Genomic DNA, 21,315 nt, shown 5'->3' with positions numbered 1-21,315 from the left:
TTATATATATGCATTTTATAATACTAACATAGCGAAAATTTAGAGTCAAACCTTTTTGGATAATAGTATATAGTAACCTTTTTTCTTAACGGGCACTTCAATATTTCCAAATAATTGCTCCATTTTATCCATAGCGGATGGAGCTCCTTGTTTTTTTTGAATGACAACCCATAATTCTCCACCAGCCACCAAACTGCGATAGCCTTCTTCTAAAATTTCGTGGACTACACTTTTGCCTGCGCGAATGGGAGGGTTCGTAAGAATTGCCGCGAATTGATTGGAGCCAACTTTGTCAAAACGATCACTTGCGTAAATCTTTACATTTGCAATCCCATTAGAAGCGGCATTCTCTTTTGACAATTCAACTGCCCGGCTATTTATATCAATCATTTCTATCGTTCTATCGGGATAAGCTGCCGCAATCGATATTCCGATTGGTCCATAACCGCAACCAACATCAAGAATATCTCCTTCCACAGCTTCATCTAGGTTAAAACTTTCAACCAAAAGACGCGATCCGAAATCAACTTCTTTTTTCGAAAAAACACCATTATCACTTTTGAAGCGAAAGGTACGTCCCTTTAATGTAAAATCCCAAAATTTCGGATTGCTTACGACATCCGGTTTATGTGAGTAGTAATGCTCTGTCAGAGTCATCTCCCCCTATCAGAAAGGAATATTGAAGATTTATTGAGAAGAGATTTGAAGAATGGATGCTTGCATGCCGGGATGTTTGAATAACGAAACCCTTTTAATCAAACCATTAACGGCAAATTTCCGTCATTTTCTTTAAAATGAAGAAAAAAGCCCGCCAGTGATAGCGAGCTTTTTGTTTATGCAAGATTACTTAACTTCAACGCCAGCTCCAACTTCTTCAAGTTTAGCTTTAACTTCTTCAGCTTCTTCTTTAGAAGCGCCTTCTTTGATTGCTTTTGGAGTGTTGTCAACAAGTTCTTTTGCTTCTTTAAGTCCAAGACCTGTTACTTCACGTACAGCTTTGATAACTTTGATTTTTTGGTCTCCAGCAGATGTAAGGATTACATCAAACTCAGTTTGCTCTTCAGCAGCAGCGCCACCAGCAGCAGCTACAGCTACAGGTGCAGCAGCAGTTACGCCAAATTCTTCTTCGATTGCTTTTACAAGGTCGTTTAATTCTAAAACAGTCATGTTTTTAACTGCTTCTAAGATTTGATCTTTAGTCATTGTTATTTCCTCCTCGAAATGGTTGGTTTTTTTTTTGAATCAATAGGCTAAATAAGCGGTTAGCTTACGCGCCTTGTTCTTCTTTTTGATCTGCAACTGCTTTTGTAGCAAGAGCAAGTCCGCGCATAGGTGCTTGTAGCACGCTGAGTAGCATTGAAAGTAGGCCTTCGCGTGAAGGTAGTTCTGCAAGAGCTTTAATTTCTTCTGCAGTTGCAACATTTCCTTCGATAACTCCAGCTTTGATTTCTAACGCTTCATGTTTTTTCGCAAAATCGTTAAGGATTTTTGCTGGCGCAATAACATCTTCATTTGAGAATGCAATTGCGTTTGGTCCTGTTAATGATTCGTTCAAAGTGCTAAGTTCAGCACTTTCAGCAGCACGACGAGTTAAAGAGTTTTTGTAAACCTTAAACTCAACGCCAGCTTCACGAAGTTGCTTACGAAGTTCTGTTAATTCAGCAACAGTCAATCCACGGTAGTCAACAACTACTGTTGATTGGCTTGCAGTTAATTTATCAGTAATCTCAGCAACGATTTTTTGCTTTTGTTCAATAATTGCGTTCATCCTTACACCTCCTGTAGATTTGCTTGAAAACATTTATACCGTTTCAAAGAAAAAGCCTTCATCTCTATTGCAGACATGAAGGCAGTAATTTCAAAAGTCATAGTCAAGGACTATTATTATCGAATTACCTCGGCAGGGAATTAAGCTCGAATGGAGCACCTACTGTCTACGGTACAAATGATATTCATTTATTCACAACAAAACTTATTATAACAATAATAGTTTTGGAATGTCAATTATTTATTGAAAGTAGAAGGATCAACTTTCACACCAGGGCCCATTGTAGTTGTTACAGAAACGTTTTTCATGTAAGTTCCTTTAGCAGCCGCAGGTTTAACTTTCATTAATGTATCATAGATAGTAGTGAAGTTTTCCACTAGTTTAGCATCCTCGAAAGATACTTTACCGATTGGAGCATGGATGTTTCCAGCTTTATCTACGCGGTATTCAACTTTACCAGCCTTGATTTCATTAACAGCTTTTGTTACGTCGAATGTTACTGTGCCAGTTTTAGGGTTAGGCATAAAACCTTTAGGTCCTAATACGCGGCCAAGTTTACCAACTTCACCCATCATGTCTGGAGTCGCAACGATTACATCGAATTCGAACCATCCTTGTTGGATTTTGTTGATGAAGTCAGATTCACCAACGTAGTCAGCACCAGCAGCTTCCGCTTCTTTTGCTTTTTCGCCTTTAGCGAATACTAATACGCGTTGAGTTTTACCAGTACCATTCGGTAGAACAACCGCTCCACGAATTTGTTGGTCAGCTTTCTTAGGGTCTACGCCTAAACGGAAAGCCACTTCAACAGTCGCATCGAATTTTGCGAAGTTTGCTTTTTTAGCAACTTCGATTGCTTCAGTTACAGCATAAGCCTTAGAAACTTCTACAAGCTTAGCTGCTTCAAGATACTTTTTACCTTTTTTCGCCATGATATAAATCCTCCTAAATTGTGGTTTTAACGGAATAACCTCCCACGAATAAAGGTTGCGAGTATCAATCGCAACCCCGTAGAAACAAATAGCAATTACATGGATCAGTCTTCGATGACAATACCCATGCTGCGAGCAGTACCTTCAACCATACGCATTGCAGCTTCAACGCTTGCAGCGTTTAGGTCAGGCATTTTAGTTTCAGCAATCTCGCGCACTTGATCACGCTTGACTGTAGCAACTTTATTACGGTTAGGTTCACCAGAACCAGACTCGATACCAGCTACTTTCTTAAGCAATACTGCAGCCGGTGGAGTTTTTGTAATGAATGTAAATGAACGGTCTTCAAATACCGTGATTTCAACAGGAATAATTAGACCAGCTTGATCTGCTGTACGAGCGTTGAACTCCTTACAGAATCCCATGATGTTTACACCAGCTTGACCTAATGCAGGACCGACTGGCGGTGCCGGATTCGCTTTACCAGCAGGAATTTGCAATTTAACCATTTTAATTACTTTTTTAGCCACGAGACACACCTCCTTATAAGTCCGTGATGTGGTAATAGGGGTATACCCTCCCACTCATCTTGAATTCTTTATATATTAATAAAGAATGCTTGTATCGTTGAGGCCTAAAAATTGAAACATACTGACCTTTGAAATTTTACCACTTTCAAAAGGTAATTTCAAGTTTTTTTCCGTTTATAATTTTTCCACTTGATTAAAATCAAGTTCAACCGGTGTATCACGGCCGAACATATTGACTAGGACCCTTACTTTACCTTTATCTTTATCAAGTTCTTCAATCGGCCCTGCAAAGGTTGCAAAAGGTCCTTCTTTAACTTGAACGGTTTCGCCGATTTCAAAATCAACTTCGAATTTACTTTCATCTACGCCCATTCGTTTAAGAACGACTTCAATTTCTTCCGGTAGCAACGCAGTCGGTTTTGACCCAGCTCCAGATGAACCTACGAAACCAGTTACACCAGGTGTATTCCGGACTACATACCAAGAATCATCCGTCATGATGATCTCAACTAATACATAACCTGGAAATACTTTCTTTTTGGTCACTTTCTTTTTGCCATCTTTCATTTCCGTTTCTTCTTCTTCTGGAACTACAACGCGAAAGATCTTATCTTCCATCCCCATAGTTTCCACACGTTTTTCCAAGTTAGCCTTAACTTTGTTCTCGTAACCTGAATAGGTGTGAACTACATACCAATTCTTTTCCATGTGTTAGGACTTTAAAGTCCTTCCCTCCCTGCAATCAATCATTTTCTTTATTAATCTTTATCTTTGAACGTTTTAGCCAAAAAGCCAATTCCGGCGTCATCCCGGCTTAACTAGAATATATTGTGATGATTCATATTACAGCAGTGCTCGATTTGGAACTTCTTCACTTCATAAAAAAGACAAATTAAAAAACCCGTTTCCGGGCTTTTCTGCTGACACATATTATTCTATCACTATTATACCTTATTTTCGAATCTCTTATTCAATAACTAAGCGAATTAATTCGGAAATGCCCAAATCGACCACTGTAAAGAAAAAAGCCATAAACAATACAGTCGTTACTACCACGATTGTATATTTGGTAAGCTCCTTGCGTTTCGGCCAGCTTACTTTTTGCATTTCGCGAGCGACACCGCTGAAAAATTCGGTAAAACGTTTCATGAATGTACCTCCAAGCATTAGAAGCTTCTGTCAATCTATTTATAAAACGGTTATTTCGTTTCTTTATGAATCGAGTGTGAGTTGCACGTACTGCAAAATTTCTTGATTTCCAGGCGTTCGCCGCTTGTCGATTGTTTGCTCTCATAACTATAATTTCTTGAACCGCAATCAATGCAGGCAAGAACTATTTTTTTTCGCATTAGATACACCTATCCTATCTACTATATCCATAAAACCTTATCACGGCTGTCTTTTATTGTCAATATCAAAGCAGGTTTAGCCCATTATGGATACCGGAAATCAAAATATCGGTTTCTAACATAGTGAATAATAAACTACCATGTGGAGAAGGGACAGATGAAATTAAGCGGAAAAAGCGGAGGGATTATAAACTGATTTCCCTTACTTCCAGATAGCGCTCGAGCTTTCTTTTCACCCGCTGAAGGGCGTTGTCGATTGACTTAACATGCCGGTTCAACTCTTCCGAAATTTCTTGGTAGGTTTGTCCATCCAGGTAAAGAGCTAACACTTTTCTCTCAAGATCACTCAGGAGCTCGGCCATCTTTAATTCGATATCGTCAAACTCTTCTTGGTTGATGATCAGTTCTTCCGGGTCCAAAACTTTCGTACCCGATATAATATCCATTAGAGTTCGGTCCGATTCCTCATCATAAATGGGTTTGTCCAGGGAAACATAGGAATTGAGCGGAATATGTTTTTGACGTGTTGCTGTTTTGATAGCTGTAATGATCTGCCTCGTAATGCACAGTTCTGCAAATGCTTTAAAGGAAGATAACTTATCCCCTTTAAAATCACGGACGGCTTTATATAAACCAATCATACCTTCCTGCACGATGTCTTCCTTATCTGCACCAATTAAGAAATAAGTCCTTGCCTTTGCTCTAACAAAATTACGATACTTTTGGATCAAATAATCCAGCGCTTCACTGTCTCCAGTGTGTACCAACCTTATCAATTCATCATCCTCAAACTGCAGATACTTTTCGTTCAGTTTCATTCCGAATTTGAGACCCACATTATATCCCCCTGACCTGACTCAGATAGAAATATTATACAGCAGGTAAAATTTACCCGTCAATGGTTCAAATTTTACCCCGGCGCCATTTTTCGAAAATTTCTGCCACTTCTTCACTTAAAGGAATTTTAGCTGCAGGTTTTATCGTCGTTGTTTTTCTTACATCTTTCTTGATTTCCCCTTGAATTTCTTCCATTTCAATAAGCAATTCACGAGCAGATTTCCTTAGAGCCCCTTGACCAAAGATCACCCACTGTTCCGTGAAGTCAGAGGTTGCCACTTGAATTTGCGTTTTGACGTTATTCAGTTCAATGGCCATCTTTTCTATTCTTTCATCGGCAGTCTCATTTTCTTTTGTAAAAATTACGTCAACTTTGTGATTTTTGAATATACGGGCAATTCCCTGAACGTATTGAGCATCAAATACGATAATTACACGGTATCCGGTAAATGCTTGATATTCCGCCATCATTTCAATCAACCGGTCTCTTGCAGCAGCAAGATCCCTTTCTTTTAATTCTCTCAGTTCCGGCCAGGCTCCAATAATGTTATAACCGTCCACCAACAGAATATTCATCCCATCATTGCCCTAGGGGATTTCTTTTTCTATAAACCTCATACATCAATAAACCGGCTGCTACCGATGCATTTAACGATGTTACTTGTCCTGCCATAGGGAGACGGATGAGAAAATCACATTTATCCTTCATTAACCGGGCCATACCTTTTCCTTCACTACCGATAACAAGTCCGATAGGCATCTTTCCGTCCATGTTACGGTAATCATCGCTTCCTTTCGCATCGGTACCGACTATCCATACTCCACGCTCTTTCAACTCTTCGACTGCCCTTGCCAAATTTGTAACGCGAGCTACCGGAATATATTCGATTGCACCCGTCGAGGCTTTGGCCACAGTTGCCGTCAAGCCCACCGCTCTTCTTTTCGGAATGATGATTCCATGGGCCCCGACTGCATCAGCGGTCCTCATGATTGAACCTAAATTATGCGGATCTTCAACTTCATCAAGAATCATGAAAAAAGGTGCTTCATCCCGTTCAGCCGCTTTTGCGAATAAGTCATCCAATTCCACATATTCATATGCAGCCACTTGTGCGACAACACCTTGATGGATGCCTTCTGCCATTTGGTCAATTTTTTTCTTCGGTACAATTTGCACGAATACCTTCTTTTCCTTAGCCAGACCGATGAGTGGAAGCATCGAGCCTTTTTGTGAGCCCTCAGCTATCCAAATTTTATTAATGTCCCGTTCGGAGCGAAGAGCTTCCAATACGGGGTTTCTGCCAATGATATATTCTTCGCTCATGGGTTACTCCCCTTTTCTTCTTCAATGTATTCAATAGATTTTTTGATAAGTTCTTCCATTCTTTCTATCCGACCGGATAAATACAAAAATCCCATTAGTGCCTCAAAGGCTGTACTGTAACGATACGTTTGCACATCTGTATTCTTCGGTACAGTACCGGATTTTGCATTTCGGCCGCGCCGAACGACGGCGGATTCCTCTTCCGATAACCAATCTGACTCCAGGAAAAAATGGATAATTTTATTTTGAGCCTTAGCCGCTACAAAAGATGTAGCTTTTTTGTGAAGAAGATTGGGCTTCACCGCTCCTTTTTGAATGAGATGATGCCGGATATACGTTTCGTATACGGCATCACCTATATAAGCTAAAGCAAGACTGTTCAGCATTTTAGCATCTACCTTACTATCGTAATGAAGCATTAATTACCCTCTTTTCCATCTTGTACCTTGAGGGGTATCCTCTAATATGATGTTCATGTTTTTCAATCGATCACGAATTTCATCAGATAACCCAAAATTGCGGTCTTTCCGCGCTTGAATCCTCTGCTGGATCAAACCTTCAATTTCTTCATCCAAAAGCCCCTCTTCTTCAAGGGACAAACCTAGGACAGAAAATAAGATATTGAATTTTTCAAGGAACGCATCAATGACTTCCTTGTCTGTATTTTTCTCCATCAAGTAATAATTTGCCTGTTTGGAAAGTTCAAAGAGTATGGAAATTGCATTAGCAGTGTTGAAATCATCGTCCATTTCCTTAGTGAATTGTTCATGTAATTCATTAAGTTTCTCCAACCAAACATCATTATTCTCAGTCAATCCGTCGCTTACTTGAAGACGATGCTTTAAGTTTTGATAAGATGTCCGTAACCGATCAAGAGACGCTTTTACATTTTCAAGCACTTCTTCACTATAATTGATGGGATGACGGTAATGAACGGATAACATGAAGAAGCGTAACACTTGTGGGTCATGCTTCTGAATGATGTCATGAACAAGAACGAAATTGCCTAAGGACTTAGACATTTTTTCATTCTCAATATTTATATACCCGTTATGCATCCAATAATTCGCAAAGGTCTTGCCTGTTAATGCTTCGGATTGTGCAATTTCATTTTCATGATGCGGGAAAGCTAGATCTTGACCTCCTGCATGAATATCGATTGTATCCCCCAAATACTTTTTGACCATTGCGGAGCACTCGATATGCCAGCCAGGACGCCCTCTCCCCCATGGGCTCTCCCAAGATATTTCATCATCCTTGGCCGCTTTCCAAAGGGCAAAATCAAGGGCATCTTGTTTTTTCTCCCCAATTTCAATACGGGCCCCCACTCGCAACTCATCGATGGACTGATGTGAAAGTTTTCCATACCCATCAAACTTACGAGTGCGGTAATACACATCCCCTTCAGATTCATAAGCGAATCCTTTCTCAATTAATGCGGAGATGAATTCAATGATTGCATCCATGTTCTCCATTACGGTTGGGTGAGCATCCGCTTTTTTGCAGCCCAATGCCGAAACGTCTTCAAAATAAGCCTTGATGAATCGCTCTGATATGGTTGGGACATCTTCCCCCAATTCTTTTGCAGCACGAATCAGCTTATCATCCACATCCGTAAAGTTCGAAACGAATTGCACATCATATCCACGGTAATCCAAATACCTACGAACGGTATCAAAAACGATTGCCGGTCTTGCATTCCCAATATGAATGTAATTGTAGACAGTGGGTCCACATACGTACATTTTCACCTTTCCCTCTTCAATTGGGACGAAGGTTTCCTTTTTTCTTGTAGCTGTGTTATATATTTTAATCGCCATATTATAGACTCCTTTCTTCCTGCTTCTGTTCAGCCAGCTTCGCTCTTAAGGACCTGATCTCGCTATCCAATTCCTTAAAGCGATCATTGATTGGATCAGGAAGATCACAATGATTTAGGTCTTTGTTGATTTTGATACCATCTTGAATGACCACTTTACCTGGAATGCCCACAACTGTTGAATTAGGTGGCACTTCCTTTAAAACGACTGATCCGGCACCGATTTTGGAGTTTTCACCAACAGTAATGGAACCCAGCACTTTTGCTCCTGTTGCAATCAACACATTATCCTTTATCGTAGGATGACGTTTTCCCTTTTCCTTTCCCGTCCCCCCTAGGGTTACACCTTGAAAGACAGACACATTGTCACCAATTTCACAAGTTTCGCCAATGACGATCCCCATTCCGTGGTCAATGAAGAAACGACGGCCAATGGTGGCCCCTGGATGGATTTCAATTCCGGTAAAAAACCGACTGATTTGAGATATACTTCTCGCCAGGAAAAAGAACTTCTTCTTAAATAGTGCGTGAGCCATCCTATGGCTCCAAATAGCATGTAAACCCGCATACGTCAAAATGACTTCGAAATAACTGCGTGCAGCAGGATCTTGATCAAAAACCACTTCGATATCCTCTTTAAACATCTTTAACAAAATGATCCCCCCCTATGTCCCTTTTCCAACATCCCCTTTGAAGCTTTTAAAGCATATAAAAAAGCGTCTCTGTCCAAATAGACAGAGACGCTTTTAGCGCGGTTCCACTCTGTTTGGGATGCACGAAGCAGGTAAAGCTTTCCCCTGTTTTTTTCATCCCCAACTTTAATCCCTGTAACGGAGGACATTCCGCCTGTGCCTACTATAGGTTAGTTCAGCAAAGGACTCAAGGGTGCATTTCAGAAAACGAGAGGCTTGAACCACTTTCAGCAGGTTATGGTTCTCTCTAAAAAGCTTCGTTTGCTTACTTCTCCCCATCTACGCGTTCTTTTGTAAGATTATTAAATACTATATTACATTTTCGACAAATTGTTAATATAAAATACTCTGAATTCGCTGTTTAATTTTTTCTTTGCCCAGTAATGAAATCGCCTTAGGCAAGTCAGGGCCATGTGTTTGACCCGTGACGGCAGCCCTTATCGGCATGAATAATTTTTTCCCTTTATGCCCTGTGCTTTTTTGTACCGCTTTTATCGACTTCTTGATTTCGTCCGCTTTAAATTCTTCAAGCCCCTCGATTTCCTGAAGGAAAGCTTTCATGACTTCAGGTACCTGTTCTTCAGCCAACACTTCCTTAGCTTCTGGCTCGAACTCGACCTCATCCTTGAAAAACAGTTCAGATAGCTCAACTATTTCCGCTCCATAGCTCATCTGCTCTTGAAAAAGGGAAACTAGGCCGTGTACCCACTCTGCTTCTTCAGCAGTTAGTGTCTCCGAAACCTTCCCTGCTTTAATTAAGTGAGGCATTGACAATTCCACTGCACGATCGCTGTCCAATTGCTTCACGTATTGGTTATTCATCCATGTAAGCTTTTGCTTATCGAAAAGTGCAGGTGATTTAGACAATCGATCTGCATCGAAAAGATTAATGAACTCTTCTTTCGTGAAAATCTCTTCCTCCCCGACCGGAGACCATCCTAGTAACGTAATGAAATTGAATAAAGCTTCAGGTACATAACCAAGCTCTTCATATTGCTCAATGAATTGAATGATCGACTCATCACGTTTACTCAGTTTCTTCCTGCTTTCGTTTACAATCAGCGTCATATGTCCGAATACCGGCGGTTCCCATCCAAATGCTTCATAAATCATCAATTGTTTTGGAGTATTGGAGATATGGTCATCACCACGCAGGACATGGGAAATCTTCATCAAGTGATCATCGACTGCCACTGCAAAGTTATAGGTTGGGATTCCATCTTTTTTAACGATAACAAAATCACCAAAACCATCTGTTTCAAACGAAACGTCATCCTTAACCATATCTTTGAAAGTAAGGACTTTCCCCGCTGGAACGGCAAAGCGAATGCTTGGTTTTCTTCCTTCAGCCACCAGTTTCGCTTGCTCTTCTTCAGTTAAATGCTTGCACTTCCCTGAATATTTTGGCGTTTCGTTCCGTTCGACCTGTCCTTCTCGCTCTGCTTCAAGCTCTTCTTCCGTACAATAGCATTTATAAGCCAAACCCTTACCTAAAAGTTCTTGATATAATTCCTGATAAAGATCGTTCCGTTCGGATTGACGATATGGACCGTATTCACCGCCAACATCAACACCTTCATCCCAGTCCATTCCAAGCCATTTCAAATATTTAAGCTGACTTTCCTCGCCGCCTTCAATATTCCTCTTTTGGTCGGTATCTTCAATGCGGATGATGAACTTCCCGCCTTTATTTCGTGCGTATAAATAATTAAATAAAGCCGTCCGTGCATTACCTATATGTAAATGTCCAGTAGGACTCGGTGCATAGCGAACTCGAATATCGCTGCTCATGATATATATAGACCTCCCAGTCGTTCTTTTCTATTGTTTATTTTATCATTTATATACATTGGGATAAAGGCATCCACTCTAAAAATGAATTTAGTTAGATTTAACTAATAAGACAACAGCCTGTGCCGCGATTCCTTCGCTTCTGCCTGTAAACCCAAGTTTCTCAGTAGTGGTCGCCTTTACATTAATTCTATCTATCGAGGCATCTAAAAGTTCTGCAATCCTGCCTCGCATCGCTTCAATATATGGTGCCATTTTCGGGCTTTGTGCAATGATTGTACAATCCGCATTGCCTAGGGTATATCCTTCTTTTTTTACAATCGCCCAAATATACTGCAGCAGTTTTGCCGAATCGGCATCTTTAAATTCAGGATCCGTATCCGGAAAATGCTTTCCGATATCCCCCGCACCAATTGCCCCCAAGCAAGCATCAGCAACAGTATGCAGAAGGACATCCGCATCAGAATGACCTAGCAAACCTTTCTCATGCGGAATAGTAATTCCGCCAATAATCAAAGGTCTTCCCTCAACAAGCTGATGAACGTCATATCCTTGTCCAATTCGAAACATATCATTCTCCCCAATCATCATTTTCCATGTTTTTTATGTAAAATCGCTTCTGCAAAATAAAGGTCTTCCTGAGTCGTAATTTTAATATTATCATAATTGCCCTCAATAATAACTACCTGTTCATTGATCCGTTCTAGCAAACTTGCATCGTCCGTCCCTAAAAATGCTTCAGCCTCTGCCTCTTCATACGCCCTTTTTAATATGGATACACGAAAAGCCTGTGGAGTTTGTACCGCCCACAAGCTTGATCGTTCCACCGTTTCCAATACCTTTTTGTTTGCCGCTTTTTTAATCGTATCCTTAACTGGCACTGCAATAACGGCACCTCCATGAAGGGAAGCGGCGGTAGTCAATTCACTGATTTGCCCTAGATCGATAAAAGGGCGAGCTCCGTCATGGACCAAGATGATTTCTTCTCCTGCATGTTGCAGCCCATTATAAACGCTTTGTTGGCGCTCCTTGCCGCCCATGACGAGTTTCTTGACCTTTTTAAGCCCATACTTTGATATCAATTGACTGAAATAATCCTTTTCTGCCGGGTTTATCGAAAGGATAATCCCCCGACAGTCAGGATCTTCTTCGAAGACACGTAGTGTATAAACAATAATCGGGATACCCGATAGTTCAATAAAAAGTTTATTCTTGCCCGCCTTCATTCTTTTTCCTTGTCCAGCTGCAGGTATCACTACTTCATAAAACATGACGGTTTCTCCTACTCTTCTTTATAATGCTTTTTCTAATAGTTTCGGTTTAGCGAATATCATACGACCTGCAGAGGTTTGCAGTACACTTGTGACAAGTACATCGATGCGTTTTCCAATATGGTCACGGCCACCCTCGACAACGATCATTGTACCATCGTCTAAATAAGCGATGCCCTGGTTCTGCTCTTTCCCGTCCTTAATGACCTGTACATTCATCTCTTCCCCAGGAAGTACAACAGGTTTAACGGCATTGGCCAGGTCATTGATATTAAGGACCGCCACATTTTGAAACTCACATACTTTATTTAAATTGAAATCATTGGTAACGACCATTCCGCCCGATATTTTGGCAAGCTTCACCAGTTTACTGTCCACTTCCTGAATATCTTCAAAATCTCCCTCGTACATCTCCACCTTAATCGGAAGGTCTTTTTGAATCCGATTAAGGATATCCAAACCACGTCTTCCACGATTCCTTTTCAAGGCATCAGATGAATCAGCAATGTGCTGTAGTTCGTTTAATACGAATTGAGGGATGACTATGGTCCCCTCTAGAAATCCTGTCTGACAGATATCCGCAATTCTGCCGTCAATGATGACGCTTGTATCGAGAATCTTCAGTCGCTTGCTATAACCCTCTTCATCCTCTTCGCCTGCTTCACCCTCGGAATTCTTTTTCTTATTATTTTTCGTGAATAGATTCAATAGTTCATCCCGTTTTTTAAAGCCCACCTGGAAACCAAGATAACCAAATAAAAGCGTAAGGATGATCGGAACCACCTTGATGGCACTGAAGGCGGAGCCAACCAGGAACGCCGCAAGCAGCCCCACTAAAAGACCGACGCTGCCAAAGATTATGTCCGTAATTGGTATCTTAACAAGCTGTTCCTCCAGCCACTTCATAAAATAGATCACATGATCTACTGCCCAAAAAGTAATAAGATAAAAGATAATGGCACCCAACAGTACACTTACATAAGGATTGTTTATTAAAGCAATATCATCTGCATGTAAAACAATTAATAATTCTGGAATAAGTAACATTCCAAGTGTTCCGCCGACTATTAAGAAGCATGCTTGTATAATGCGTTTTAACATCCCTTTCACCTCCCTCTATTCATTATTGACCAATAAAATAAAATGAAACCTTCGAAAATTCGTTTTCATTATATACGTGAAATTCACCTAAGGAATTAGTGGATTTACAAATATGACTCCTTCTCTATTTCGTAATATTAGCCTAGCACCCTGAGTTTTGAGTGTCAAAAATAAACACTATTCATTTCAAGCTAATTCAGGAAAATTTTGATGGCAAGCTGCACATTACATCCTTCTATTTGTAACCAGTTGATTTTTTAAAATACGGAGCCCCTCTTTAATTTTATTGGCACGGACTTCGCCAATACCCTCTACATCGTCAAGGTTTTCAACCGTTGCTTTATTGACTTCGCTAAAGCTTCCGAACTGTTTCACTAAATTTTCGATGATCAAACCCGGCAAGCGTGGGATTTTATGAAGAATACGGTAACCACGGGGGTGTACTGACTCATCAAGATGTATGTATCCGTGATAGCCCAGCACCTTTAGAAGTATGCTTTCGTCCAGTTTTTCCTGCATCGCCAACTCTTGAAGCCGAGAAATGATTTCCTCAGGTTTTTCATCATTGCTGGAGGTATAATCCTTGATAAGCCACTTCCCTTCCGTTTCAATATCCGCCAGGATCTCATTCATCTGCAGACGGATCAATCTTCCTTCCGTACCAAGCTCATTAAGATACGTTAATAGCTCCGCCTTGATTCTGAGTACCATTACATAACGGTGAAATACCTGCAAAAGGTCGGCATAGGTCACGATTTCCTCAAACTCCAGTGCTCCTAATACCGATATGCTTTGCTGTAGAACCACCTTGTATTTTTCCAAGGTTTGAATGGCTAAATTAGCCTTGGCGAGTATGACTCCTATATCTTTGAGGGCATACCGGAAATTGCCTTGATATAAAGTTATGACATTCCGACGTTGTGAGATTGCAATGACCAACGATTTGGTCTCCCTTGCTACACGTTCCGCTGTCCGATGCCGCATTCCCGTTTCTGTGGAAGGTGTACTATTATCGGGAACTAATTGGGCATTTGCGAAAATGATCGTATCGGCCTTTTCATTTAAAATGATGGCCCCGTCCATCTTCGCCAGCTCATACAATGTACTTGGGGTACAGTTACAGTTAATTTCGAAGCCGCCATCTACAATCGTTCGAACCTTCTCGTTATATCCGACCACTATCAAACCACCCGTATTTGCCCTCAGGACATTTTCAATACCCTCCCGAAGCGGGGTACCCGGAGCTACAATTTGCAGAATCTCCAGTTTTGTTTTCTCATACCCTTTTTTATCTGTCATACTTAACCCCCTTACACTTGTTGAAGAGCCTCTGAAACCGATGAAACACCAACGATCTTAATACCTTTTGGCGCAGTCCATCCCCCTATATTATTCGCCGGTATTATAACCCGCTCAAACCCTAGTTTTGCTGCTTCCTGCACCCTTTGCTCGATTCGTGACACCCTTCTTACCTCCCCTGTCAGCCCCACTTCACCAATGATGCAATCGGCAGGGTTTGTTGGTTTATCACGGAAGCTCGAGGCAATGCTGATTGCGACAGCGAGATCAATTGCCGGTTCATCCAGCTTGACACCACCAGCAACCTTTAGATACGCATCTTGATTTTGGAGCAACAGGCCCACCCTCTTTTCCAGAACAGCCATTAAGAGCGAAACCCGATTATGGTCAATCCCTGTGGCCATCCGCCTTGGATTGCCAAAACTCGTAGGTGAAATCAATGCTTGAATTTCGACAAGCACTGGCCTTGTTCCTTCCATGGATGCAACGACTGTAGAACCAGACGCTCCTTGCGACCGTTCTTCAAGGAAAATTTCCGATGGATTCGCAACCTCTTCCAAGCCATGTTCTTTCATTTCAAAAATACCCATCTCATTCGTCGAACCAAAGCGGTTCTTGACCGCACGTATAATTCGATATGTATGGTGTCTTTCTCCCTCGAAATATAAAACGGTGTCTACCATATGCTCAAGCAGCCGAGGCCCTGCAATGGCACCTTCCTTTGTAACATGCCCGACGATAAAGATCGCAATCCCATTCGTTTTAGCAATACGCATGAGTGAGGCTGTGCACTCCCTCACTTGTGAAACGCTTCCCGGAGCAGATGTAACCTCCGAATGGTACACCGTTTGAATGGAGTCAATAATGACCAAATCCGGTTTCACCTCTGTAATCGCCTGTTGGATATAGTCCATATCGGTTTCAGCATAAACCAGTAGATTTTCTGACATGGTCCCAAGCCGATCCGCTCTCAACTTGGTCTGCTTGACTGATTCTTCGCCTGATATATAAAGCACTTTTTTCTGTTTATGCGCCAATTGGGAAGATACCTGCAAAAGTAGGGTCGATTTACCGATACCCGGATCCCCCCCAATCAAAACAAGGGATCCCTGTACGATCCCGCCCCCAAGAGCACGATTCAATTCCATTAAATCCGTCTTAATCCGGGGTTCTTTTTCTGATTGAATAGTAGTTATGGGTGCTGCCTTCTCCCGCTCTCCGGAACCTCTGACCTCTGAATTGGTAAATGCACCTTTTCTAGCAGGTTTAACGATTTCAGTTTCCTCGACCATTTTGTTCCATTCACCGCATCCTGGGCATTTCCCCATCCATTTCGCGGACTCATATCCACAAGACTGACACATAAATTTGGTTTTCTTTTTTACAGCCATAAATTACTCCTCTTCCTTTGGAAAAAATACCTATATTAAGGATATTATACCTCTGTTTCATTTAAACCTTCTTAAGGCTAAGTTTTTTTAAAAAAATAACCACTCTAACTCTACCTTGTCCGACTTATACTCATTTCTACCTACGGATAAAAAACAGAGGTACACTGCAAAAAAATCTGCGTGTACCTCGAAGTTTAGAATCAGGTTATTCACTTATATTGACAGGCTCGCCTTGTCGGATTGCAAACTCATTATTCACAACATCCATCACGACCGTTTGCCCTTTTTTCACATTACCTTTAAGCAACTCTTCGGAGAGATAATCTTCTACATGCTTCTGAAGTGCCCTGCGGATTGGTCGTGCCCCATATTCAGGATCAAAACCTTCCGTAGCAATTTTTTCTCTAGCCGCATCTGTCAGCTCCAAGTAAATTTCCTGTTCTTTCAAACGGGTAGTAAGTTGATTCGACATCAATGTAACGATTTGTTTCAAATGGTCCTTCTCTAATGAGTGGAAAACGATAGTTTCGTCAATACGATTCAGGAATTCCGGACGGAATGCACGTTTGAGTTCTTCCATCACTTTCCCTTTCATATTCTTGTAGTCCTGGCCAGTATCCTGGATGTTAAAGCCGACATACTTATCAGTTTTTAAGGCAGACGCCCCTACATTCGATGTCATAATCAGAATGGTATTCCTGAAATCTACAGTACGCCCCTTGGAATCCGTCAGTCTTCCGTCTTCCAATACTTGCAGAAGAATATTGAAGACATCGGGATGTGCCTTTTCTATTTCATCAAGCAGAACGACGGAATATGGTTTCCTCCGCACCTTTTCCGTTAACTGCCCGCCTTCTTCATATCCAACATATCCTGGAGGTGATCCAACAAGACGTGAAGTCGAATGTTTCTCCATATATTCAGACATATCAATGCGGATCATAGCATCTTCATCACCAAAAATGGATTCAGCTAAAGCTCGGGCTAGCTCGGTTTTACCCACCCCTGTAGGTCCCAGAAAGATGAATGAACCAATTGGACGTTTAGGATCTTTCAAACCTGCTCTTGCACGCCGTACTGCTTTAGAAACCGCAATGACGGCCTCTTCCTGCCCGATTACGCGATCGTGGAGGATTGATTCCATATTAAGCAGTTTATCTGACTCTGTTTGCGCCAGTTTTGTGACTGGAACTCCCGTCCAGCTGGATACGACGTGTGCAATGTCATCCACAGTCACTTCACTGTTCTCTTGCCCTTGTTTTTCTTTCCAAGTCTTTTTCGTTTCTTCCAATTGTTCTCTTAAGCGTTGTTCTGTATCGCGAAGCGATGCAGCTTTTTCAAATTCCTGGCTTTGAACGGAAGCATCCTTTTCCTTACGGACATCATCTAGCTTCACTTCAAGTTCCTTTAAGTTTGGAGGCGTAGTGTATGAGCGCAACCGAACCTTGGATCCAGCTTCATCAATCAAGTCAATCGCTTTATCCGGTAAAAAGCGATCGGAAATATAACGGTCGGATAATTTGACTGCGGCATCAATCGCTTCATCCGTAATCGATACACGGTGATGGGCTTCATAACGGTCACGCAAACCCTTTAGAATTTGAATGGACTCTTGCATAGTTGGTTCATCGACCTGGATTGGCTGGAAACGACGTTCAAGCGCAGCATCTTTTTCAATATACTTTCGGTACTCATCCAAAGTAGTAGCACCGATACATTGTAATTCACCACGGGCCAATGATGGTTTAAGGATATTCGAAGCATCGATGGCACCTTCTGCACCGCCTGCACCAATCAATGTGTGCAATTCATCGATGAATAAGATGATATTACCCGCTTGACGAATTTCATCCATTACTTTCTTCAATCGGTCCTCAAATTCACCACGGTATTTTGTACCAGCCACAACAGTACCCATATCAAGTGTCATTACGCGTTTATCACGTAAAATTTCAGGTACCTCATTATTGATGATCTGTTGGGCAAGACCTTCAGCAATGGCTGTTTTACCTACCCCAGGTTCACCGATCAATACTGGGTTGTTTTTTGTACGGCGGCTTAATACTTCAATGACACGCTGTATTTCCTTACTTCTTCCGATAACGGGATCCAAGCTTCCTTCCCGGGCAATCGCCGTTAAATCACGGGCAAGGCCATCCAAAGTCGGTGTGCTTGCATTTGAGGCAGCTGAACCTTGATGACCACCTGATTCATTGCTTCCCAAAAGTTGTAATACCTGCTGTCGAGCTTTATTTAAGCTAACTCCCAGATTATTCAACACGCGGGCAGCTACGCCTTCCCCTTCTCGTATCAAACCTAGAAGTACATGTTCTGTTCCAACATATGAGTGACCTAATTTTCTTGCCTCATCCATGGAAAGCTCAATGACTTTCTTGGCTCTTGGGGTATAATGTATCGTTTGAGCCGTATCCTGTCCACGGCCAATTAAATTTTCCACTTCTTTCTGTATCTTATCCGGACCCAATCCAAGTGCATATAACGCTTTGGCTGCAATGCCATCACCTTCTCGGACAAGGCCCAGTAAAATATGTTCCGTGCCAATATTATTATGACCTAAACGGATTGCCTCTTCTTGGGCTAATGCTAATACTTTCTGGGCTCTTTCAGTAAAACGACCAAACATCATAGGGAATTCCTCCTTAAGAATTTTCGTTTTGAATAAAGTTGCTGACAATTCTCTAAGTAATGGCAGAAGCTTCTTCTTGCCCCAAATCTATTACATGAATATTGGTACTCACTCAGAGGTTAATGACCTCTATGAGGAGGTAGATTCCGTTAAATTCAAGCGTTCTCGAATGAGTGCTGCTCTGCGGATATCCCTTTCATGGGATCTTAAAGGGCCACCTGCGTACTTTTGTAAAAATCCCGACTGTGTCAAAATCATCAACTCATTAAGAATGCTTTTAGAAATATTTTTTATATACCCAAGATCTATACCTAGCCTAACATCGGAGATACAGGTAGCTGCTTCCTTGGTCTCAATGATTCGAGCATTGGACAATATCCCATATGAACGGAAAACCCTATCTTCTAATTGTATGTGGGAAGTCCTAACTAATGCATCCCTCGCTGAGCGTTCCTGAGCTATGATTTGCTGCACTACACTCGTTAGATCTTCAACGATATCCCTCTCCGACTTTCCAAGAGTGATTTGATTAGAGATTTGAAAGATATTCCCCAACGCTTGACTGCCCTCTCCATAAATCCCTCGAACCACCAACCCCAATTGATTGATAGCCGGTATGATATTATTTATCTGCTGTGTAAGGACCAGACCGGGCAGATGCATCATGACTGAGGCCCTTAATCCTGTCCCCACATTAGTTGGACAACTAGTTAGGTATCCTCTTTCTTCATCATATGCATAGTCTATGGATTCTTCAATCCAATCGTCAAGAACATTTGCAATCTTTAAGGTTTCCTTTAGCTGCAACCCCGACATTAAACACTGAATACGGAGATGATCCTCTTCGTTTATCATGATACTTATTTCTTCATTTTCCGAAAGGAGACATGCGCTTTTCGCTGAACCTTCAACTAAATGAGGACTGATTAAATGTTTTTCAACGAGAACGCGCTTTTCCAGTGGCTGTAATTGGTCAATCTCTAAAAGTTCCAGTTTTCCAATTTCCGGGGTTACTTCCTGTTCAATTCTTTTTTTGACCAATTCAATAATTTTTTTAGCTTCTTCGTTAGAAAAGGAGGTTGGGAAGGTAAAGTCTTTGAAATTCCTGGCTAACCGAATCCTGGAACTCAATACAATATCCATCTCCGGCCCTTCGGCACTCATCCAGGAACTCAAGGCGTTTTCTACAAACTTTTCCAAGCTCATAGTTCCTCGCCTCCCTCTTGTGCTTCATACCTTTTTTCAAGGGAACGGACCTTATCTCTTACCTCAGCCGCTTTTTCAAACTCCTCTTCATTAATGTGATTCTTTAAAACTTCTTTCAAGTCCAAAATTTGCTTTCGAAGATATATGGTGCCACCAATCCTTTTTGGAATTTTCCCTATATGTGCTGTATTGCCGCTATGAACCCTCTTTAAAATAGGGTTTAACTGATCATTGAATGTTTTATAACATTCGGCACAGCCAAACTTACCAATATGGACAAATTCTTTATAAGATCGATGACAATGCGGGCAACGCGCCTCTTCCGTTTTCGGAAATGCATTTGCCTTTGTCTGTTGAATATTCGACTCCATATTCAACAATCCTGCTAATAAATTATTTATTGAAAAAACAGGTCCACCTGCATCCATGAACATCTCACCTTTTTCCTGAGCACATTTCTCACAAATCATTACTTCAGTCTTTTTTCCATTGATGATTTTGGTGAAGTGTAGGGTAGCAGGCCTCTGATGACATTCTTGGCAAATCAACGTTCATCACCTCTGCCAGTTTCATTTATATTTTAAAGTCGTAAGCATCGCAGTTAAAATTCTTGACCTAAGCTCATCGCGGTCAGGTAGGTCGATATAAATCACAGATCTATCTATGACGCTCATCATAATCTTTGCTTCTCTGTCATTGATGACTTCCTCATTCATCAGCCGGGAAATTACTCCTTCAGCCATTGATTGGGTTACCCTAGAACCAATAAGCGATAATAATTGGTTAATAAGTTGCACGGAATCCTGCGATTCCACTTTCATGATGCGTATATAACCACCGCCTCCACGCTTACTCTCTACAACATAACCTCTCTCGATTGTAAACCTGGTATTGATTACGTAATTGATTTGAGAAGGAACACACTGAAATTTATCTGCTATTTCACTTCTTTTAATCTCTAAGATATCTTTTTGACTTATTTCCAGTACTTGCTTCAAATAAGTTTCGATAACATCAGATATGTTTCTCACTCAGCCTCCTCCAATCTGACTTTGACTATATTTGACTATTATTATACAAGGAAAAATGCATTTTGCAACTTAAACGCACTTTCTTTCTGTAATATCCATTTTCTCCAAATTATATGTAGTTACATACCTCGTTGAACATTAAAGTTGAAATATCTTACATAAATACCCTAAAAGAAAAATGCAAAACCTGCAATTTTTTCTTACCTTTAAGACTTCTTCACTAATCAGAATATCAAAAAAGACCAGCCGAATGGCTGATCTTTTAAATGGCTTGGCGGCGTCCTACTCTCACAGGGGGAAACCCCCAACTACCATCGGCGCTGAAGA

The 21,315-nt window shown here is 41.2% G+C and carries 24 protein-coding genes and 2 other annotated features; all 24 genes read right to left on the bottom strand.

Annotated elements, in window-relative coordinates; translation table 11 throughout:
• Positions 1 to 45 precede the first annotated feature (45 nt).
• Positions 46 to 651, bottom strand: coding sequence for a class I SAM-dependent methyltransferase (locus tag N9I19_RS19045; protein ID WP_061465931.1), 606 nt, complete (start codon positions 649 to 651; stop codon positions 46 to 48).
• Positions 652 to 843: 192 nt separating this feature from the next.
• On the bottom strand, positions 844 to 1,203 hold the full coding sequence (rplL, locus tag N9I19_RS19040; protein WP_053349071.1) for a 50S ribosomal protein L7/L12: 360 nt from the start codon (positions 1,201 to 1,203) through the stop codon (positions 844 to 846).
• A 64-nt stretch (positions 1,204 to 1,267) separates the two neighbouring features.
• A complete protein-coding gene (gene rplJ / locus N9I19_RS19035; RefSeq protein WP_061440376.1) occupies positions 1,268 to 1,768 on the bottom strand; it encodes a 50S ribosomal protein L10 in 501 nt (166 codons plus the stop codon).
• A gap of 39 nt (positions 1,769 to 1,807) precedes the next feature.
• Positions 1,808 to 1,958 (bottom strand) — a sequence feature (ribosomal protein L10 leader region).
• A 46-nt stretch (positions 1,959 to 2,004) separates the two neighbouring features.
• Entirely contained in the window at positions 2,005 to 2,700 is a 696-nt protein-coding gene (gene rplA, locus N9I19_RS19030) for a 50S ribosomal protein L1 (protein ID WP_317778684.1), read from the bottom strand.
• Between the two features lie 104 nt (positions 2,701 to 2,804).
• The gene (rplK, locus tag N9I19_RS19025; RefSeq protein WP_034305057.1) at positions 2,805 to 3,230 is read right to left on the bottom strand and encodes a 50S ribosomal protein L11; all 426 of its coding nucleotides are present in this window, start codon (positions 3,228 to 3,230) and stop codon (positions 2,805 to 2,807) included.
• Between the two features lie 174 nt (positions 3,231 to 3,404).
• A complete protein-coding gene (nusG, locus tag N9I19_RS19020) occupies positions 3,405 to 3,938 on the bottom strand; it encodes a transcription termination/antitermination protein NusG (protein WP_061440374.1) in 534 nt (177 codons plus the stop codon).
• Positions 3,939 to 4,196: 258 nt separating this feature from the next.
• Positions 4,197 to 4,379 carry a preprotein translocase subunit SecE gene (secE, locus tag N9I19_RS19015; protein WP_061440373.1) on the bottom strand — a complete coding sequence of 61 codons (183 nt, stop codon included), beginning with the start codon at positions 4,377 to 4,379 and terminating at the stop codon, positions 4,197 to 4,199.
• Between the two features lie 50 nt (positions 4,380 to 4,429).
• Entirely contained in the window at positions 4,430 to 4,579 is a 150-nt protein-coding gene (rpmG, locus tag N9I19_RS19010; protein WP_081108654.1) for a 50S ribosomal protein L33, read from the bottom strand.
• A gap of 185 nt (positions 4,580 to 4,764) precedes the next feature.
• A complete protein-coding gene (sigH, locus tag N9I19_RS19005; RefSeq protein ID WP_089364078.1) occupies positions 4,765 to 5,397 on the bottom strand; it encodes an RNA polymerase sporulation sigma factor SigH in 633 nt (210 codons plus the stop codon).
• 85 nt (positions 5,398 to 5,482) lie between these two features.
• Complete coding sequence (locus N9I19_RS19000; protein ID WP_061440371.1) at positions 5,483 to 5,992, bottom strand: NYN domain-containing protein; 510 nt, start codon at positions 5,990 to 5,992, stop codon at positions 5,483 to 5,485.
• Between the two features lie 4 nt (positions 5,993 to 5,996).
• Positions 5,997 to 6,740, bottom strand: coding sequence for a 23S rRNA (guanosine(2251)-2'-O)-methyltransferase RlmB (gene rlmB / locus N9I19_RS18995; RefSeq protein ID WP_061440370.1), 744 nt, complete (start codon positions 6,738 to 6,740; stop codon positions 5,997 to 5,999).
• Complete coding sequence (locus N9I19_RS18990; RefSeq protein ID WP_034305071.1) at positions 6,737 to 7,159, bottom strand: Mini-ribonuclease 3; 423 nt, start codon at positions 7,157 to 7,159, stop codon at positions 6,737 to 6,739. The genes rlmB and N9I19_RS18990 overlap by 4 nt, the downstream gene beginning before the upstream one ends.
• 3 nt (positions 7,160 to 7,162) lie before the next feature.
• The gene (cysS, locus tag N9I19_RS18985; RefSeq protein WP_061440369.1) at positions 7,163 to 8,560 is read right to left on the bottom strand and encodes a cysteine--tRNA ligase; all 1,398 of its coding nucleotides are present in this window, start codon (positions 8,558 to 8,560) and stop codon (positions 7,163 to 7,165) included.
• A 1-nt stretch (position 8,561) separates the two neighbouring features.
• Complete coding sequence (cysE, locus tag N9I19_RS18980) at positions 8,562 to 9,212, bottom strand: serine O-acetyltransferase (protein WP_061440368.1); 651 nt, start codon at positions 9,210 to 9,212, stop codon at positions 8,562 to 8,564.
• 80 nt (positions 9,213 to 9,292) lie between these two features.
• Positions 9,293 to 9,542, bottom strand: a binding site (T-box leader).
• Positions 9,543 to 9,584: 42 nt separating this feature from the next.
• A complete protein-coding gene (gltX, locus tag N9I19_RS18975) occupies positions 9,585 to 11,042 on the bottom strand; it encodes a glutamate--tRNA ligase (RefSeq protein WP_061440366.1) in 1,458 nt (485 codons plus the stop codon).
• A 90-nt stretch (positions 11,043 to 11,132) separates the two neighbouring features.
• Positions 11,133 to 11,612 carry a 2-C-methyl-D-erythritol 2,4-cyclodiphosphate synthase gene (gene ispF, locus N9I19_RS18970; protein ID WP_061440365.1) on the bottom strand — a complete coding sequence of 160 codons (480 nt, stop codon included), beginning with the start codon at positions 11,610 to 11,612 and terminating at the stop codon, positions 11,133 to 11,135.
• A gap of 17 nt (positions 11,613 to 11,629) precedes the next feature.
• Positions 11,630 to 12,313, bottom strand: coding sequence for a 2-C-methyl-D-erythritol 4-phosphate cytidylyltransferase (ispD, locus tag N9I19_RS18965; protein ID WP_089364066.1), 684 nt, complete (start codon positions 12,311 to 12,313; stop codon positions 11,630 to 11,632).
• Between the two features lie 21 nt (positions 12,314 to 12,334).
• Positions 12,335 to 13,414 (bottom strand): PIN/TRAM domain-containing protein, encoded by a 1,080-nt coding sequence (locus N9I19_RS18960; protein ID WP_061440363.1) that lies wholly within the window; start codon positions 13,412 to 13,414, stop codon positions 12,335 to 12,337.
• A gap of 225 nt (positions 13,415 to 13,639) precedes the next feature.
• Entirely contained in the window at positions 13,640 to 14,713 is a 1,074-nt protein-coding gene (gene disA / locus N9I19_RS18955; protein WP_061440362.1) for a DNA integrity scanning diadenylate cyclase DisA, read from the bottom strand.
• 11 nt (positions 14,714 to 14,724) lie between these two features.
• Entirely contained in the window at positions 14,725 to 16,104 is a 1,380-nt protein-coding gene (gene radA, locus N9I19_RS18950; protein ID WP_317778683.1) for a DNA repair protein RadA, read from the bottom strand.
• A 205-nt stretch (positions 16,105 to 16,309) separates the two neighbouring features.
• The gene (gene clpC / locus N9I19_RS18945) at positions 16,310 to 18,751 is read right to left on the bottom strand and encodes an ATP-dependent protease ATP-binding subunit ClpC (RefSeq protein ID WP_061440358.1); all 2,442 of its coding nucleotides are present in this window, start codon (positions 18,749 to 18,751) and stop codon (positions 16,310 to 16,312) included.
• Between the two features lie 129 nt (positions 18,752 to 18,880).
• Positions 18,881 to 19,957, bottom strand: a complete 1,077-nt coding sequence (mcsB, locus tag N9I19_RS18940) for a protein-arginine kinase McsB (RefSeq protein WP_061440357.1) — start codon at positions 19,955 to 19,957, stop codon at positions 18,881 to 18,883.
• The gene (gene mcsA / locus N9I19_RS18935) at positions 19,954 to 20,505 is read right to left on the bottom strand and encodes a protein-arginine kinase activator protein McsA (protein ID WP_061440356.1); all 552 of its coding nucleotides are present in this window, start codon (positions 20,503 to 20,505) and stop codon (positions 19,954 to 19,956) included. Before mcsA ends, mcsB begins: the two co-directional genes overlap by 4 nt.
• Positions 20,506 to 20,526: 21 nt before the next feature.
• Positions 20,527 to 20,988: a CtsR family transcriptional regulator gene (locus N9I19_RS18930; protein ID WP_317778681.1), complete on the bottom strand. Its 462-nt coding sequence runs from the start codon at positions 20,986 to 20,988 to the stop codon at positions 20,527 to 20,529.
• Positions 20,989 to 21,315 lie beyond the last annotated feature (327 nt).

This window comes from Peribacillus sp. CSMR9 (genome assembly GCF_033141925.1).
In the GTDB taxonomy this organism is placed as follows: Bacteria; Bacillota; Bacilli; order Bacillales; family DSM-1321; genus Peribacillus; species Peribacillus simplex_A.
The sequence above is the reverse complement of the archived record's forward strand: the minus strand, read 5'-3'. Positions and strand labels throughout refer to the sequence as shown.

Bases quoted from the DNA above. Each gene is read 5' to 3' on its own strand.
- ispF (WP_061440365.1), bottom strand. From the start codon at position 11,612: ATGTTTCGAATTGGACAAGGATATGACGTTCATCAGCTTGTTGAGGGA.
- rplA (WP_317778684.1), bottom strand. From the start codon at position 2,700: ATGGCGAAAAAAGGTAAAAAGTATCTTGAAGCAGCTAAGCTTGTAGAA.
- N9I19_RS18960 (WP_061440363.1), bottom strand. From the start codon at position 13,414: ATGTTAAAACGCATTATACAAGCATGCTTCTTAATAGTCGGCGGAACA.
- radA (WP_317778683.1), bottom strand. From the start codon at position 16,104: ATGGCTGTAAAAAAGAAAACCAAATTTATGTGTCAGTCTTGTGGATAT.
- gltX (WP_061440366.1), bottom strand. From the start codon at position 11,042: ATGAGCAGCGATATTCGAGTTCGCTATGCACCGAGTCCTACTGGACAT.
- rplL (WP_053349071.1), bottom strand. From the start codon at position 1,203: ATGACTAAAGATCAAATCTTAGAAGCAGTTAAAAACATGACTGTTTTA.
- rpmG (WP_081108654.1), bottom strand. From the start codon at position 4,579: ATGCGAAAAAAAATAGTTCTTGCCTGCATTGATTGCGGTTCAAGAAAT.
- cysS (WP_061440369.1), bottom strand. From the start codon at position 8,560: ATGGCGATTAAAATATATAACACAGCTACAAGAAAAAAGGAAACCTTC.
- sigH (WP_089364078.1), bottom strand. From the start codon at position 5,397: ATGAAACTGAACGAAAAGTATCTGCAGTTTGAGGATGATGAATTGATA.
- mcsB (WP_061440357.1), bottom strand. From the start codon at position 19,957: ATGAGCTTGGAAAAGTTTGTAGAAAACGCCTTGAGTTCCTGGATGAGT.
- secE (WP_061440373.1), bottom strand. From the start codon at position 4,379: ATGAAACGTTTTACCGAATTTTTCAGCGGTGTCGCTCGCGAAATGCAA.
- N9I19_RS18990 (WP_034305071.1), bottom strand. From the start codon at position 7,159: ATGCTTCATTACGATAGTAAGGTAGATGCTAAAATGCTGAACAGTCTT.
- disA (WP_061440362.1), bottom strand. From the start codon at position 14,713: ATGACAGATAAAAAAGGGTATGAGAAAACAAAACTGGAGATTCTGCAA.
- clpC (WP_061440358.1), bottom strand. From the start codon at position 18,751: ATGATGTTTGGTCGTTTTACTGAAAGAGCCCAGAAAGTATTAGCATTA.
- nusG (WP_061440374.1), bottom strand. From the start codon at position 3,938: ATGGAAAAGAATTGGTATGTAGTTCACACCTATTCAGGTTACGAGAAC.
- rplJ (WP_061440376.1), bottom strand. From the start codon at position 1,768: ATGAACGCAATTATTGAACAAAAGCAAAAAATCGTTGCTGAGATTACT.
- rlmB (WP_061440370.1), bottom strand. From the start codon at position 6,740: ATGAGCGAAGAATATATCATTGGCAGAAACCCCGTATTGGAAGCTCTT.
- ispD (WP_089364066.1), bottom strand. From the start codon at position 12,313: ATGTTTTATGAAGTAGTGATACCTGCAGCTGGACAAGGAAAAAGAATG.
- N9I19_RS19000 (WP_061440371.1), bottom strand. From the start codon at position 5,992: ATGAATATTCTGTTGGTGGACGGTTATAACATTATTGGAGCCTGGCCG.